This window comes from candidate division KSB1 bacterium (genome assembly GCA_034521575.1).
GTDB lineage: Bacteria > Zhuqueibacterota > Zhuqueibacteria > Residuimicrobiales > Krinioviventaceae > JAXHMJ01.
Genome location: JAXHMJ010000002.1, coordinates 869,218 through 885,436 on the forward strand (window position 1 = coordinate 869,218; position 16,219 = coordinate 885,436).

A 16,219-nucleotide genomic window follows, 5' to 3' on the forward strand; every position below is an offset into this window, starting at 1 on the left:
ATTTTATTTGATACAGACCTTGGGAAAACCGTCAAAAACCCTGAACCGACATGGCTGTGTTTGACTTTTCACTGCACAGGCTGCCAAAGTGAATTGATAAAGTATTGCCGGCTGTCGCTAAAGTTTTCAATAATTCTGAATCCGTTTTGTGCAGCCATTTCCTTGATCATCGGAACATCATATTTTTGGGAAATCTCGACCAAAATGGGTTCCCAATGTGCAAAATTGATCGTACGATCAAGCTTTTTCAAAGTAACTTTTTGCTCCAGAGCGCTGATCAAATAACTTTTCGCCAAACCGCTCTGAGGATCATAGCTTTCATAATGCTGAAAAGCACTAATATCAAAATCAGCGTCCATCACCCGATTAATGTGGTTTAATAAATTCAAGTTGAATCTTTTGGTATGCCCATGCGGATCATTATATGCATTGAAAATAGCAAAAGGGTCTTTTTTCAAATCAAATCCGATAAACAAACGATCTTGCGGTCCCATCACACTTGCGAGTTGTTCAAAAAAGTGCTGGACCTGCCGCGGTTCATAGTTCCCAATATTGGACCCCAGGAACAAAAGCACTTTGGGATGATGATCATATTTATTTAATTTATGTATTTCCTCGAAATAATCTCCAATCTTTCCATCCACGACAAGACTTTCAAAGTCATGATTCAATTGTTCCACCAGTTCAAGCACTGCGTTTTTACTGATATCAACGGGTATATATTTGAACTGTTTATTTTTAGAAAGAAAATATTCTAATAATATCCGGGTTTTGGCTCCATCACCTGCACCCAGCTCAATCAAATCAATCTCGTTCCCATTTTCAAAAAACAATGATTCAATCCGCTTTTTATGAGCAACCAGTATTTCAAACTCACAGTCCGTAAGGTAATACTCGGGCATTGACATAATATCCTGGAAAATACGGCTTCCGGCCGTATCATAAAGATATTTTGAGAACAAGTATTTGGGAGAGGAAGATAAACCTGCAAGTATATCCCGCTCAAATATATTTTGTGAATTAATATCAGTAGATTTTTTTTGCAACACATTCATCGAGTTGATGGACATACTAATCCTTTATTATAAGACAACTGTTATAGAAACATTTCCCTGCAGTGTAAAATTTCATAGTAAAATATTTTTCTAGTCAGCAACCTGCTGAAACTGACTCTTTAATAGCTGTGCATAAGCCCCGTTATGTCTAACCAGTTCTTCATGTGTGCCGGACTCGAGAATATTCCCCTGTTCAAGAACAAGAATTGTATCTGCGTATTGAATAGTAGATAATCGGTGCGCAATAACAATAGTTGTGCGGTCTTTCATTAATCGCTGCAGAGCTTGCTGAACAAGCGCTTCAGTCCGGGTATCCAGATATGAACTTGCCTCATCCAGTATTAATATCCTGGGATCCCGCAACATAGCCCGCGCAAAAGCCAGCAATTGTTTCTGACCAATGGAAATATTGCCCCCTCGTTCACCAATTTCAGTATGATAAGCGCGCGGAAATTCCTGAACCATCTCATGAATCCCCAATTCTTTGCAGACCCCTTCGATTTGCTCCTGTGTTGCCTCTGGCATCGAAAAACGAATATTATCATACACCGACCCCGAAAACAAAAACGGGTCCTGCATAACCACCGCAGTCTGTATGCGATATTCATGTTGAGCATATTCACGAACATCGCGATCATCCACACAGACTTTGCCGCCGGTCACATCATAAAATCGACTGAGCAGATTTACAATTGTGGATTTTCCCGAGCCGGTATGCCCTACAATCGCGAGTGTTTGACCCGGCTGAACGATAAAATGAATGCCTTTGAGCACAGGCTCATCCGACTTGTATTCAAACTTTACATGATTGAATTCAATTTTACCTTTCAGCTGATTATTCTTTATTGCGTTGTCCTGATCCTGTACATCGGGGCGTTCATCCAGGATAGAAAAAATACGCTCACCGGATGCCATGGCCCGGCTTAACTGGTTCAACATATTGCTTATTTTCTGCATGGGATGAAACAACTGTGTTATCAAAGTTAAAAAAGCGGCAATGACACCGATCGTCACAGACTGTTGATACAACAGAATACCGCCTACAAGTATCACCAATCCCATGGAAAAAGTATTCAAAGTTGAGACACTTTGCCAAAAGTATGCGTGCAGCGGATAAAAGGAACGAGTGCGCTGAAAATATGCTTCATTAAAATCGGAGAATTGACGAATATTCAACTTTTCACGTGCAAAAGCCCGACTCACCATAATACCCGAAAGGGATTCGTTCAAATAAGCATTGACTGACGACAATTGTTTTTGAATATCTCTTGCAGCATTTACAATCCGTTTGCGCAACCCGAATACAACCAGAGATAATAAAGGAATGATAAATAATAAAATCAAACTCAAACGGGCATCCAGAAAAAGCATGGCGCCGATAATACCGCCTATCATCAAAAAATCAACCAAAATAGTATCCAAACCCGTCATCAACAGTTCTTCAAGAACCTGGACATCACTGGTCACCCGGGTCATCAAGCTTCCGGCCTTGTGGGTATCAAAGAACCGGAACGAAAGCTTTTGCATATGCTCAAATAAATCGCGCCTCAACCTGTAAAACACCTCATTTGCAGTTCGCATGAGCAAGACACCCTGGTAGCGAAAAGAAATAAACTGGACGACCAACACAGCGGCAAGTACACCTGTTGTTATCAAAAGTCCATGCAAATCGTCATTCGCAATATTTTTGTCAATGCCCTTTTGTATCAAAATAGGGATCGCCAGGGTTGCGGCCACATTCAGCAGGGCAAATACGTACATGACCGTGATAACACGTGTGAATGGCTTTAAATACTGCAAAAATCGCTTCAGGATATACCGGTTCTGACCGCGGAGTATGTTTAATTTTTCTTGCATTTAACCTGCACTCATCGAGTCTTCATTTATGGATTCCGAACACACCATCTGGGTTTCATAAGCCGTTCGATACAAATCATTCTTTTCCAGTAATTTTTCATGCGAATCAAAGTCCTGTACCGTTCCCTGATCCAGGACAATAATCCGATCAGCCAGCCTTAGTGTTGTAATACGCTGGGCGATAATAACTGTTGTTCGCCCTTTCATGAGTGACTGAAGTTCGCGCTGGATCTGACGCTCTGTTAAAGAATCAAGACTTGAAGTGCAATCATCGAGAATCAATATCCGGGGGTCCTGCAGCAAAGCACGGGCAATAGCAATTCGCTGCCTCTGCCCCCCGGAAAGGCCTGCACCGTACTCGCCGACCATGGTTTCATAACCATCGGGCAGTTTTTTAATAAACTCGTGTATCTGGGCTGTTTTGGCAGCGCTTTCAATTTCATCAATCGAGGCAGAAGGCCGGCCAAAAGCAATATTATCACGGATGCTCATGGAAAACAAAAATGTTTCCTGCAGAACCGTTCCAATATTCGATCGCAGATATTCCAGGTCCCAGTTTTCAAGACAAATTCCATCCAGTCGAATTTGTCCGTCACAGGGCTTGTAAAATCGTGGGATTAACGATATGAGTGAACTCTTTCCTGATCCCGTCAGGCCGAAAATAGCCACCCGTTCACCGGGCTGAATATCAAAAGACAAATTCTCAAGAATGGGCTGTTCAGGCTCATACTGAAAACAGACATCATCAAACTCAAGACGCCCCTGAATATGCTTTTTAACCTCTCCCCTATCGTTTTCCCTCTGATCCGTGATTGTCAGGATCTCATTAATACGTACAGCGGCGCCTCTGGCTAAATTGATCAATGAGGTGTTAAAAGCGAGAATCATCAGAGGGAAACGCATAATCATCAAATAGGTCACAAACCCCAAAAGAACTCCAAGACTCATATCTCCGGTGATCACCTGATAGCCGCCATAAACGAGGATGAGGAGCGAGCCAATACCTGCGGTAAGCTGCAGGATAGGATTTAGATGGGCTTGCAAAGTGGTTACATAAATATCCGCTTCTTTCAATGCGCTATTCTCGGTATCAAATTTCTTCATTTCCGGATTTTCCATGGCAAATGCTTTGACAATACGGATTCCCGTTAAATTTTCCTGCAGCGCAGCGCTGAGCCGGCCGGCCTGACGATGTTTCCGCAAGACTGCGGTTTGAAGTTTTTTACTGAATCGGATAACAATCAAATAAACGGCAGGTATCATCGCGTAAACCACCACAGCCAGACGCCAATTCTGCAATAACATCAGAACAAGCACGCTCAAAGATATCAAAATAATTCGCAGTCTGTGCTCAATTCCGAACGCGAAAAAATTCCTGATACGCTGAATATCTGTAGAAACCCTTGACATCAAATCACCGGTGCGGGAACGCGCATAAAAGGCGGCATCCAAATGATGGAGTTTTTCATACAGTCGGTTGCGCAAATCACGTACCACACTTTCCCCCACGTACCAGTAGGATCGGATCATGATATGTGCGAAAATCCCTCTTAAAATGCTGGCCAACAGAACAAGGGCGCTGACAACATATAAATGATTCAGCATACCCGGTTCCCGTACGCAAGGAAACACATCATCAGTGACATATTTCACAGCCAGAGGCAGTAAATAGGCAATAATATCCATAAAAATCATGCACATAACCGCTAAAGAGAAAGCCCCTTTGTATTTTTCAAGTATGTCAGAAAATGTTTTTATTACAGATAGCATATTTCCCGGGTATTGTCAGATAAATAGTAATTTTAACCACTTTGAATAAAAGTGATTAATGTAATTGTTTTAATATAAAATGTCAACACCTGGTCGATCAAACCTATTTGATAATTAATATTTTAACCTGAATAATTCATGAATTTACAAAATCAGTAAACTGGTGTAGGTTGCTGACTGCAAACACATAGGAAACTGATAATTTTTTACTCTTTTAATCAAACGGGGCAAATCATGAGAACATATGACCATAGGTATCCCGAGCCCCAGAATAATATTTGAATAATGACAAAGAGCGCCGGACAACCCAGGAACTCGACTAAGCGAATCCGGTCAAAGTTTCATAAATTTCTCTGAATTCTCTTTGATATGGATACGAAGAACAATTCTTTTGTCGTGTGTTGTATATAAAACGGATTTCTATGATCCGGCAACAACTTGGCAATTTTATCGATAATATCGAGTTTTTCAATGAACTCTCGGATTAAAATTATGCCGCTATCGGATGACAGTTCGCCGCCAAAGTCAACGTGTACTTTTTTACCAGAAATTTCTTTGAATAAACAGAGTTGATTCGTATTTTTGTCCATAGCTGTTGCTCTCACTTTTTTTTGACAACTAATTATAAAAAATAAAGTTAAAAGAGGCGACAGCTATTTTTGTGAATTATTCAGATTAAGATAGATTCTCGGGTATTTTGGTAGAATCCAGGCATATGAATTTAAAGGGAGCAGATCATGATGCAAGCAATCAGGCATAAAATCAATTGGAGTAAAATCTGGTTTTTGTTCTCGTGGCTTTTTCTCCTGTTTGTCTTTTCCTTCAGTTGGGGATTTTTATCAGCCAAATTCAAAGTTTTTCCATACTATACAATTCGTAATACAATAATGACGGCCAGCACCGTTCAGTGGCTATTTAAGAATAACGTCACAACCAGCCTTTCAGCCAACGAAATCAGTGCATCGCGAACCCGTGGCGGTGTCACTATCAATAAATTAATTCAAAACAAAGATCAGTTTTTACTGACCACTCTTTATAAAAACGAGGAATTTGTCGCGATCATTATGGACCGAGAGGGGAATAACATTCATGAATGGAAAATACCTTATAAACAACAAAAACTGTTCATGGCAAAAGACACCAAAGTATCTCTGTCCAAGAAAAACCTGATGATCCACGGTGCATCGCTTGATGACAAGGGTAACATTTATTTGGTTATTGAATTCAGAGGCCTGATCAAATTAAATTCAGCTTCCGAGAATATATGGACATTACACATGCCTGTTCATCACGCCGTAACAGTGGATAAAGACAAATCTATATGGACGATCAGCCGAAATAAAATCAATGATACAAAAGATTGGATTCCTTTTGCAACTCAGCCCTATTGGAATGACTTGATAGTCCATATTTCACCTGAAGGTGAAATAATAGAATCATTTTCGGTATTGGACATTATTTTTGACAATCAGTACGAAGGTATCCTTTACGGCGGACATCCCGCCAGACCAGCGATACATCATGAAGATCCTCTGCATGTAAATGATGTACGCATCATGACACAAGAGCAGGCTGGGTATTTCAAAAATGTAAATCCTGGTGATTTGATAATCTCTATGCGAACCATCAATACAGTGATGATTGTTGACAGACATTCACATTCTATTTTATGGACGATAACGGGACCGTTTCTGCGCCAACACAGTCCGAGAATCAGCGCCACTGGATCACTATTGGTATTTGACAACCGGACGGCGCGCGGACAAACCGGAGGAGCAGCCCGGTATCTTACCGACCCCCAGGCATTGGATTATTCGAGACTGCTGTCTATTGATCTGAAAAGCCGGGTGGTAGAATGGCAATACCAGGGTACTGTAGAACATCCATTCTATACTTCTATACAAGGATGGTTAGAGGAACTTGACAATGGCGATATCCTTGCCGTAGAGTCCGAAGGCGGACGTATCTTCCAGATAGACCTAAAAACCGACAAAATTGTATGGGAGTATATCAACCTGATTAAGAAAGGTGTCGTCGGTCGGGTGACACAGGCAACTCCGGTCAGCGAACACCAGATAAGTGCGCTCGGTAAAAATAATTAATCCTGAATTGATTTGGATTGATCACACTTTTCCGACAATTGTTCAAAAAAAGCATGTGTGTACTCTGATGATAATCGTGTCGCTTCTTCCACAATGCCGACATAGCCGTCATCAATGATATTTATGAATTCCCAGACAATGTCTCCGTTCCGGTCTATTTCAAAAACCCTGCCTTTCATCGATTCAGTCACCAGTAAATTACCGTTCTTAAGCCATTGGTGTTTACCCATAATATGAGTAAAAAAGGGATCATCAGTTGTGCCTTGATAATAAACACGATCCTCTGCCGCTAACGGCGACAGCATTACAATCCTGCTCTGATTGGATTTTTTATCCAGGGCAATATTATTGTTATCAAATACCGAAATCGTATTTGCATCAACAAAGTCAGGATCATGCTGGCGCACCACGTTGCCAATTGATTTGTATTTGATTTTGCGGGTATCCGGATCGAACACGAATACAGCATTAATATTGCGTAATGAAATGGCAATATCCCCTTTTTTAAAAAATCCGGCTTTGTCAGCCCCCTCAAATACTTTTACATCATTCAGATGCAATACATCCCCTGTGACGCGTGTGCGGTCATTATCAAGAGTTGACAAGACCAGCAATCCTGATAGATTATTCTCTTTAAGCAGTTCAAAGATTCGAATCTCTGACAGGATTTCACCTTGGGGCGATACCTTTAATACAGTGGGTTCAATTGTCGGCTCCTGTGCAGTCGGGTTAAAACAATGAAAACCAGGCACTTTTGTATAATAGTTGATTTGTCCGGACACCCAGAGATTTCCGGTTTTATCCAAAAAAACGGAATGATGCGTTCGATAAGGGAGTTTCCAGACCACGCGCCCGCAGACATCCACACGCACCAGTCCCAGATGTTCAAAGTTGAAAATTAAATCACCATTTCCCATCAGGACACAACCGTGTACATGAGTGCCGGGTTTGAATTTTGGTAAATCCTCCTGCGGGATATGTGAAGCATTCGGCCATAGTTCAAACCAGCTCAATTTCCAACAATGAACAGTCTCTCCCTTCATGTTAATGACCTTGACAGTGGGTATTCTATCCTGCTCTATACAGGTCATCAACGTCAAGCCGTCATCCGTCAAATCCGGTTTGTGCCTTGGCACGTTGTCGGTATAGTCTGTTTTTTTAAAATATAAATTCTTTTCAGGGGCGAATCTCTGGGCAATATTCAAAGCCGCCTGATAAGCTTGCATGAGTGATGGATAAGGAAATGTTTCCGAGATTCCACTGTATACACCGTAAAGCAGAGAAAAAATCATTAACGATACTACAAAACCTGCCTTTGATATTTTGGCCCTATTCATTCCGTCTTTTCTTTCTGAATATTAAATACAAGTTTACAAAATTCCAGGGTCAATAACAACTTTAATATTGTTTGGATGTGCATTTTTAAAAGGAACCGATTTTGCATAGTGAAACACATATTTTGTTCATGCACTAACCTATTATAATATTGTAAATTAAAGAAATGCTTTTTTAAATCGGCCCGGAATAACAGCACGTGGATAACTGTTGCATTTGTAGACTCTTATTAGAATATTATCTTATGGTTACTAACAAAGGAAAGACGCCCATGGATCATGAAAAAAAGAAAATACTGGATATTGAACGACGTGAGTGGCTGGAATCTTTGGAATATGTAATGCAGACGGGTGATAATGACCGGGTTAGAACTCTACTCCGAGACCTGCAGGAACATGCTTATGCAGCTGGAATCAAGCTCCCGTTTACAGCCAACACGCCTTATATCAACACCATCCCCCCGCATGAGGAACCGGCGTTTCCGGGTAGCCGTGAAATAGAACGCAATATAAAAAGTATTGTGCGCTGGAATGCCATGGCCATGGTTGTTCGCGCCAACCGTCATGAAAAAGGAGTGGGCGGACATATATCTACTTATGCCTCTGCAGCTACATTATACGAGGTAGGATTCAATCATTTTTTCCGCGCTCGCGATGGATCGTTTAGCGGTGATCAGGTTTATTTCCAGGGACATGCCTCTCCCGGTATCTATGCGCGCGCCTATCTTGAAGGAGTGCTCTCTGTAGAGGAATTAAAAAACTTTCGACATGAATGTCATACCGATAAAGGTCTGCCCTCTTATCCCCACCCTGGTTAAAACCGGATTTTTGGCAATTTCCTACGGTTTCAATGGGGCTGGGTCCCATTATGTCCATTTATCAGGCGCGTTTCAATCGTTACCTTGAGGATCGCGGACTCAAAGAACCGGCCGATGAAAAAGTCTGGGCATTTTTAGGGGACGGCGAAACTGACGAACCGGAGACACTGGGCGCCATTTCACTGGCCAGTCGCGAAGAACTGGATAATCTCATTTTTGTCATCAACTGCAATCTCCAGCGGCTGGACGGGCCTGTACGCGGCAATGGTCAAATCATGCAGGAACTCGAAAAGGTATTCCGCGGCGCCGGTTGGAATGTTATCAAAGTGGCCTGGGGACAGGATTTTGATAATTTGTTTGCGCGTGACCGTGAAGGCGTTCTGCAGCAGCATCTCAAAGATATCGTTGACGGCGAGTTACAGAGTTATTCAGTACGCGGCGGCGCCTATATGCGTGAACACTTTTTTGGTCGTGATCCGCGCTTGTTGAAACTGGTCGAACACTTGTCGGATGAACAACTTGAAAAAATGCGCCTGGGCGGTCATGATCCGCAAAAGGTGTATGCCGCTTATAAAAAAGCTGTTGAGCATAAAGGCTCCCCTACTGTTATTCTGGCGCGCACGGTAAAGGGCTACGGACTGGGTGAAGCCGGTGAAGGTAAAAACATCACTCACCAGCAAAAGTTATTGAACGAGCAGGAACTGCGCCATTTCCGATCTCGTTTCGGGATCCCCATATCGGATGAAGATATTGACGATATTCCATTTTATAAACCCGATGAGGACAGCATAGAAATGCAGTACCTCAGAGAACGCCGGGAAAAATTAAACGGCTCAATGCCGAGACGTCGCACTTCCAGTGTTGTAGTCGAGCCGCCGAAAAAAAACCTTTTCCAGGAATTTCTGGATGGAACCAAAGACCGTGAGGTCTCAACCACCATGGCCTTTGTGCGCATTCTGAACAAATTGCTGCAGCACAAAGAAATCGGCAAATCCATAGTCCCGATTGTGCCGGATGAAGCACGCACCTTTGGTATGGAAGCCCTGTTCCGTCAGGTTGGCATCTATTCTCACACCGGACAGCTCTATGAACCCGTGGACAAGGAAAATTTGTTATACTATAAAGAAGCTGTAAATGGTCAGATATTGGAAGAAGGCATAACAGAAGCCGGCTCCATGTCATCGTTTATCGCAGCGGGGACTGCTTATTCCACACACAGCATTAACACCATCCCGTTTTTTATTTATTATTCAATGTTTGGCCTGCAGCGGGTGGGCGATCTCGTCTGGGCTGCCGGTGACATGCGGGCGCGCGGATTCCTCATAGGCGGCACCTCAGGTCGAACCACGCTCGCCGGTGAAGGCCTTCAGCACCAGGACGGACACAGTCATCTTCTGGCCTATCCGCACCCGAATTTAAAAACCTACGATCCGGCCTTTGCGTATGAATTGGCGGTGATCATTCAGGACGGAATCAGACGCATGTATAAAGAACAGGAACAAATTTTTTACTATATAACAGTCATGAATGAAAATTATCCACAGCCGCCGATGCCCAACAAAAAATATGTTCATGACGGCATTCTGAACGGCATATACAAGTATCAGCCCGGCAAGACCGGCGGTGACCACGAAGTACAGTTATTCGGGAGCGGTACGATTCTGAACCGGGTTCTGAAAGCTCAGGACATACTGAACGATCAGTATAACATAAAAGCGGACGTCTGGAGTGTCACCAGCTACAAGGAACTGCATTATGATGCCTTTCAGTGTGACCGCTGGAATATGTTTCATCCCGACAAACAAGCGAAAACGCCATTTATCACCCGTACGTTAAAAGACGCCAATGGCCCGGTGATCGCTGCCAGTGATTATGTTCGCGCACTGCCTGAATCCATCTCTAAATGGATTCCCAATAAAATGCTGTCATTGGGAACAGACGGTTTCGGCCGGAGTGACGGTCGCGCTCACCTTCGTTCGTTCTTTGAAGTTGATGAATACCATATCGCTTATGCTGCCCTGTATATGTTATATCAGGAAAAGAAAATTAAAGCGGCGGATCTGAAAAAAGCAGTCAAGGATCTGAATATTGATCCCGACAAGGCAAATCCGGTTACAACCTGATTTTTCAATTGCGCCTATTAAACTGCGGATGCGGAAAATGTATAGTTCAGCATCCGCAGTCTTTAGAAATAATAGTCTCAAAAACATATGAGGATCAAGAATGTCAATGGAAATTAAACTTCCGGAACTGGGAGAAAATATAGACAGCGGATCAGTCGCATCCGTCCTGATCAAAAAAGGTGACACGGTTGAAAAAGACCAGCCGTTGATTGAATTGGAGACAGAAAAAGCAGTCGTTGAAGTGCCTTCAGACGCAGCAGGTGTAGTTCAAGACGTACTGGTCAATGAAGGTGATGAAGTAAAGACCGGTCAGGTGATTGTAAAACTTGAGGAAGGGCAAGCTTCTACCAGCAAACCCGCAGAGAAAGAGTCTTCACAAGACACGGAAAAAGAAGAACCTGGGGAGGAATCTAAAAAACGGAAAAAAGAAACACAAAAAGAACCGGAACCGGAGGAACCGGCAGCAGACGAACCGCCTGCCGGTGAAACCCAAACTGTGGATCTTCAACTCCCGGCTTTGGGCGAAAACGTCACCAATGGAACCATTGCGGGGATACTCATAAAAGAGGGAGATACGATCTCGGAAGGCCAGAATCTTTTTGAAATTGAGACAGAAAAAGCGGTTGCAGAGATGCCTTCAGAAGTATCGGGTACGGTACAGGAAATTTTGGTTTCAGAAGGCCAGGAACTGCAGGTAGGAGATACAGTGGCGCGCATAATAACCGGAACTCAGGCTCCCGCTTCTCAAAAGAAGAAAACTTTTTCGCAGCAAGAGTCTAAAGAAGAAAAAAAAGAAGCCAAAACTGAAGCAGAGACAGAGCCTAAAAAACAAAAGTCTTTCAGGCCGGCTTCCTCCTATCCTTTAACCGACTCGCCCGCACCGGCCGCTCCGTCGGTTCGCCGTTTTGCCCGAGAGATCGGTGTTGATATCAACCAGGTCAAAGGGACAAGCGCCGGCGGACGAATCAGTATGGATGATGTTAAAGCTCACAGTAAGCAACAGCACGAACAAAAATCGGCTCAACCCTCACCGACTGCCGTGCAGGTACCCATGCCGGATTTTTCCAAATGGGGTGAGATCGAGCGCAAACGCATGTCAAAAATCCGCGAAACTACGGCGCGACGGCTAAGCCAGGCCTGGAACGCAGTACCGCATGTCACGCAATTCGATAAAGCGGATGTCACCAAGCTGGAAAAACTGCGCAAGCAGCAGGCCCCCAAAGCCGAAAAAGCAGGCGGTAAACTGACCATCACTGCCATTCTGCTCAAAATTGTGGCGTCGGCATTGCAGAAATTCCCCCAGTTCAATGCCGCCATTGATATGGAAAACAAGGAAATAATTTATAAAAAATATTTCTCAATCGGTATTGCCGTCGATACGGAACACGGACTCGTTGTACCGGTAGTGCGCGATGTAGATAAAAAAAATATCATCGACTTGTCCGTAGAATTGTCGGAAATCGCAGTCAAAGCACGCGAGCGTAAACTTAGTCTGGAAGATATGCAGGGCGGAAATTTTTCCATATCCAATCTGGGAGGTCTCGGAGGTACGGCATTCACCCCCGTTGTAAACGCTCCTGAACCCGCCATATTAGGTGTGTCCCGCGGTGGATATGAACCCCGATATGAAGACGGTGAATGGGTTCCGAAAATGATGATGCCGCTGTCACTTTCATATGATCATCGTTTAATCGATGGTGCGGACGGCGTACGCTTTCTGCGCTGGATTTGTGAAGCGCTTGAAGAACCATTCACTGTATTACTGGAAGGCTGACGCCATGTCTGATTTTTTGTTTACAGACCGTGGTAATGAAAGAAAATAAATATGTTAATCACTTGAATTTGGAGACAGAACTATGAGTTCAGAAAAAGCCGATCTTGTCGTCATTGGTGGCGGGCCCGGCGGTTACGCCGCAGCATTCTATGCAGCCGATCAAGGAATGGATGTCACATTAATCGATCCGGCTAAAAATCCCGGCGGTGTGTGTCTTTACAGAGGCTGTATTCCATCCAAGGCTCTGCTTCACGTATCCGGCTTGATCGCAGAAGCGCGGGAAGCTGAGAACTGGGGCATCACGTTTTCCGAACCAGATATAAATATAGACAAACTGCGGGCCTTTAAAAATAAAGTTGTGAAACGGCTGACCGGCGGACTGGGCCAGCTGGTTAAACAGCGTAAAGTCAATCATCTCCAGGCCACGGCCGCATTCGCTGATAATAAAACACTGCATATTACAGATACTGAAGGAAATGAATCAACACTATCGTTCAATAAAGCGATCATAGCCACCGGATCGCGTCCGTTTATTTTACCTGCCTTTCAAATTGACAGTAACCGGGTTATGGATTCAACCAGTGCCCTGGAACTCGAAAATGTGCCTGAAAAACTCCTGATCATTGGCGGCGGGTATATCGGTCTTGAAATGGGTACCGTCTATGCATCACTGGGAAGCAAGGTATCCGTGGTGGAGATGTTACCGGGCATTCTTCCGGGCGCAGATCGTGATTTGGTCAAAGTTTTGCAGAAAACCCTGGACAAACGGTTCGAATCCATCATGCTGAATACAAAGGTGACCCAAATTGAGGATACGGGTAAAGGAATCAAGGTATCCCTGGAGGGTGACACAAATAAACAAGAAACATTTGACAAGGTGATTGTATCCATCGGCAGAATACCCAATTCTGAAAACCTGGGACTGGAAAACACCGGAATCAAGCTCACGGATCGCGGCTTTATTCAAATCGATGAACAGCGCCGTACCCATGAAGAGAATATCTATGCTATCGGCGACATTGCCGGCGAACCGATGCTGGCGCACAAGGCTTCGCATGAAGGGATAACAGCCGTTGAAGCCATTGCCGGAGAAAAAACAGCGTTTGAACCGGCGGCGATTCCGGCGGTCGTATTTACCAATCCAGATTTGGCCTGGACCGGCCTGACCGAGGAACAGGCCAAAAAACAGAAGCGCGAGATTCAGGTCGCCCGTTTTCCATGGGCGGCATCCGGACGCTCGTTGACTATGGACCGGACAGATGGTCTGACCAAATTGATCATTGATCCGGAAAGTGAACGTGTTTTGGGTATGGGAATTGTGGGCCCGGGCGCCGGCGAACTTATCGGCGAAGGTACCCTGGCCATCGAAATGGCTGCCAACGCAACAGACCTTAAAATGACCATCCATCCCCACCCCACTCTCTCTGAAACTTTGATGGAAACTGCCGAGATGATATACGGAACCAGCACACATGTATATCGTCCCAAACGCAAAAAATAATTCTGATGATCCGCGCCTTTTTTAAAAAGCAGATTTCACGGAATCCATAGCCAGGGATCTGCTTTTTTTCCAGTGGGTTGATGCCCTCAAAAAATAAATATCAGGTCAATCATACAATTGCTCAGCTGAAAACCTTGACAATCTCATCCTGACTGAATATCGGCAGCTCTGTCTCTTTTCCATCCTGCAAAATCCGTTTCCCCTTGTCCGGGTGCAACAGTTCACCGATATCAGCTGCAACGATTCCCTGGTCCTGCAGCGCAGTGAGGAGCGTATCCACGTCCGGAACCGCACAGGCAATCAGCAGTGACCCGGAGGCAATCAGCCCCAAAACATCCAAATTATAGACGCCGCACAGTAGTTGAGTAGATTCCAGAACAGGTATTCTGTCGCGGTCCAGTCGTACTCCCAAATTGGCGGCACTGGCCAGTTCATATACTGCGGTTGCCAGTCCACCCTCAGTGGGGTCATGCATGGCATGTACATTGACCGTTTCAACGGCTGTAAGGGCGGTTCTTTTTACACTAATCCCGGGGTCGAAAAGCATATTTTGACATGCTTTGATAAATTCCGGTGAATATTTTTTTTTCAACCCGGCAGCATGTTCTCTGGCTATGATCGATGTGCCCTCCACAGCAATGGGCTGAGCCAGGACAAGCCGGTCTCCGACCCGTGCGTTCTTTTTTAAAATCAGTCCGTCGAAATCCGTTTCTCCAATCATATGACCGGATACGATCGGACGCGGAACATCAGCAGTCACTTCAGTGTGTCCGCCGCAATAGATGACATTTTCCTGTTGACAGGTTTCTGACAGTTGCCTGAATATCCCGTCGGCCTGGTCTTGAGTTGTACCCGCCGGCAGAATGATCGACGCCATAAACCATTTGGGAACACCGCCCATACAGACAATATCGTTCATGTTAACATGCACGGCATAATAACCGATCTGATCAGTTGCAAACGTGATAGGATCGGTTTTACAGATTAAATACCGGTCTGTCATTTCGATAACCGTGGCATCTTCACCCAATCGTGCGCCCTGTATTACACGATCGGAGTGCCGGGTATACTTTTTGATGAGACGATCCAGCAGATCATGATCCAGTTTGCCGAGCGGTAAACTATCAGAACTGTTGTTCATCGCGCAATACAGATCCTCCGTTGACATTTAAAACTTCACCTGTAATGAACCCGGCACCGTCCGAAAGCAAAAAGCAGACAGGTTCCGCAATATCTTTAACAGTGGCAACTCGTTTTAAAGGAATCTCGGATAGGATTTCTTCACGGCGTGCATCAATAGCGTCTCTGGTCATATCGGTATAGACCCATCCCGGCGCCACGGCATTGACCCGAATATTGCGTGCTCCCAATTCTACCGCAAGCGATTTGGTATAGCTGATCACGGCCCCTTTGGATGCCGCATAAGCGGAATACCGGGGTTCGCCGCGTTGACCGGCTGTGGACGATATGTTCACAATGGCTGCACCGGATTTCATATAGGGTAAAACAGATTCACAGCAATTCATGACCCCATTTAAATTAACATTCACAATCTTGTCGCGAATCTCTTTTTCAATGTGATCTATGGGCGTAGGGAGCCAGACGCCGGCATTATTCACCAATGCGTCAATCGTACCGATATCAGCATAGATATCACGGAATGCTGATGCAACCTGATCCCGATCACGCACATCACATTCAAACGCAAACACAGCAGCCGCATCTCCAAGAGATTGGATCAACCCGCGGGCAGCCTCTGTGTTGGTATGATATAAAATCGACAACACCGCCCCCTGCTGCGACAGGCAGCGGGCCACCTGGGCACCAATGCCGCGCGATCCTCCGGTAATAACAATATGTTTTTTCTCAAAGTCCATGATCAATC

General features: G+C 44.5%; 9 protein-coding genes and 1 pseudogene. 4 read left to right on the forward strand and 6 right to left on the reverse strand.

Annotated elements, in window-relative coordinates:
* Window positions 1-68: 68 nt before the first annotated feature.
* The 3 genes from U5R06_06890 to U5R06_06900 all read right to left on the reverse strand — a co-directional run bounded on the left by U5R06_06890 (window position 69) and on the right by U5R06_06900 (window position 4,682).
* Entirely contained in the window at window positions 69-1,055 is a 987-nt protein-coding gene (locus U5R06_06890) for an L-histidine N(alpha)-methyltransferase (protein ID MDZ7722534.1), read from the reverse strand.
* A gap of 90 nt (window positions 1,056-1,145) precedes the next feature.
* Window positions 1,146-2,912 carry an ABC transporter ATP-binding protein gene (locus U5R06_06895; protein ID MDZ7722535.1) on the reverse strand — a complete coding sequence of 589 codons (1,767 nt, stop codon included), beginning with the start codon at window positions 2,910-2,912 and terminating at the stop codon, window positions 1,146-1,148.
* Window positions 2,913-4,682 carry an ABC transporter ATP-binding protein gene (locus U5R06_06900; GenBank protein MDZ7722536.1) on the reverse strand — a complete coding sequence of 590 codons (1,770 nt, stop codon included), beginning with the start codon at window positions 4,680-4,682 and terminating at the stop codon, window positions 2,913-2,915.
* Window positions 4,683-5,419: 737 nt separating this feature from the next.
* On the opposite strand from U5R06_06900, the gene U5R06_06905 reads away from it, so the two are divergent.
* Window positions 5,420-6,784 carry an arylsulfotransferase family protein gene (locus U5R06_06905; protein MDZ7722537.1) on the forward strand — a complete coding sequence of 455 codons (1,365 nt, stop codon included), beginning with the start codon at window positions 5,420-5,422 and terminating at the stop codon, window positions 6,782-6,784.
* Here the strand turns inward: U5R06_06905 and U5R06_06910 are convergent.
* Window positions 6,781-8,121, reverse strand: coding sequence for an arylsulfotransferase family protein (locus U5R06_06910; GenBank protein ID MDZ7722538.1), 1,341 nt, complete (start codon window positions 8,119-8,121; stop codon window positions 6,781-6,783). The two genes, U5R06_06905 and U5R06_06910, sit on opposite strands and share 4 nt — an antisense overlap.
* Before the next feature lie 269 nt (window positions 8,122-8,390).
* Between U5R06_06910 and aceE the strand changes: the two are divergent.
* From aceE to lpdA, 3 genes and pseudogenes are all read left to right on the forward strand, one after another.
* Window positions 8,391-11,059 (forward strand): annotated as a pseudogene (gene aceE, locus U5R06_06915) (pyruvate dehydrogenase (acetyl-transferring), homodimeric type).
* A gap of 100 nt (window positions 11,060-11,159) precedes the next feature.
* Complete coding sequence (gene aceF, locus U5R06_06920; GenBank protein ID MDZ7722539.1) at window positions 11,160-12,833, forward strand: dihydrolipoyllysine-residue acetyltransferase; 1,674 nt, start codon at window positions 11,160-11,162, stop codon at window positions 12,831-12,833.
* Window positions 12,834-12,915: 82 nt separating this feature from the next.
* The gene (gene lpdA, locus U5R06_06925; protein ID MDZ7722540.1) at window positions 12,916-14,334 is read left to right on the forward strand and encodes a dihydrolipoyl dehydrogenase; all 1,419 of its coding nucleotides are present in this window, start codon (window positions 12,916-12,918) and stop codon (window positions 14,332-14,334) included.
* Window positions 14,335-14,455: 121 nt separating this feature from the next.
* Here the strand turns inward: lpdA and U5R06_06930 are convergent, their stop codons facing one another.
* Together U5R06_06930 and U5R06_06935 are read right to left on the reverse strand one after the other, a co-directional pair.
* Window positions 14,456-15,502, reverse strand: coding sequence for an AIR synthase family protein (locus U5R06_06930; GenBank protein MDZ7722541.1), 1,047 nt, complete (start codon window positions 15,500-15,502; stop codon window positions 14,456-14,458).
* Entirely contained in the window at window positions 15,459-16,211 is a 753-nt protein-coding gene (locus U5R06_06935; GenBank protein MDZ7722542.1) for an SDR family oxidoreductase, read from the reverse strand. Before U5R06_06935 ends, U5R06_06930 begins: the two co-directional genes overlap by 44 nt.
* Between the last annotated feature and the right edge of the window lie 8 nt (window positions 16,212-16,219).

What these genes read in the sequence shown, in the direction of transcription:
- U5R06_06890 (MDZ7722534.1), bottom strand. Translation starts at nt 1,055, where the DNA reads ATGAATGTGTTGCAAAAAAAATCTACTGATATTAATTCACAAAATATA.
- U5R06_06895 (MDZ7722535.1), bottom strand. Translation starts at nt 2,912, where the DNA reads ATGCAAGAAAAATTAAACATACTCCGCGGTCAGAACCGGTATATCCTG.
- U5R06_06900 (MDZ7722536.1), bottom strand. Translation starts at nt 4,682, where the DNA reads ATGCTATCTGTAATAAAAACATTTTCTGACATACTTGAAAAATACAAA.
- U5R06_06905 (MDZ7722537.1), top strand. Translation starts at nt 5,420, where the DNA reads ATGATGCAAGCAATCAGGCATAAAATCAATTGGAGTAAAATCTGGTTT.
- U5R06_06910 (MDZ7722538.1), bottom strand. Translation starts at nt 8,121, where the DNA reads ATGAATAGGGCCAAAATATCAAAGGCAGGTTTTGTAGTATCGTTAATG.
- aceF (MDZ7722539.1), top strand. Translation starts at nt 11,160, where the DNA reads ATGTCAATGGAAATTAAACTTCCGGAACTGGGAGAAAATATAGACAGC.
- lpdA (MDZ7722540.1), top strand. Translation starts at nt 12,916, where the DNA reads ATGAGTTCAGAAAAAGCCGATCTTGTCGTCATTGGTGGCGGGCCCGGC.
- U5R06_06930 (MDZ7722541.1), bottom strand. Translation starts at nt 15,502, where the DNA reads ATGTCAACGGAGGATCTGTATTGCGCGATGAACAACAGTTCTGATAGT.
- U5R06_06935 (MDZ7722542.1), bottom strand. Translation starts at nt 16,211, where the DNA reads ATGGACTTTGAGAAAAAACATATTGTTATTACCGGAGGATCGCGCGGC.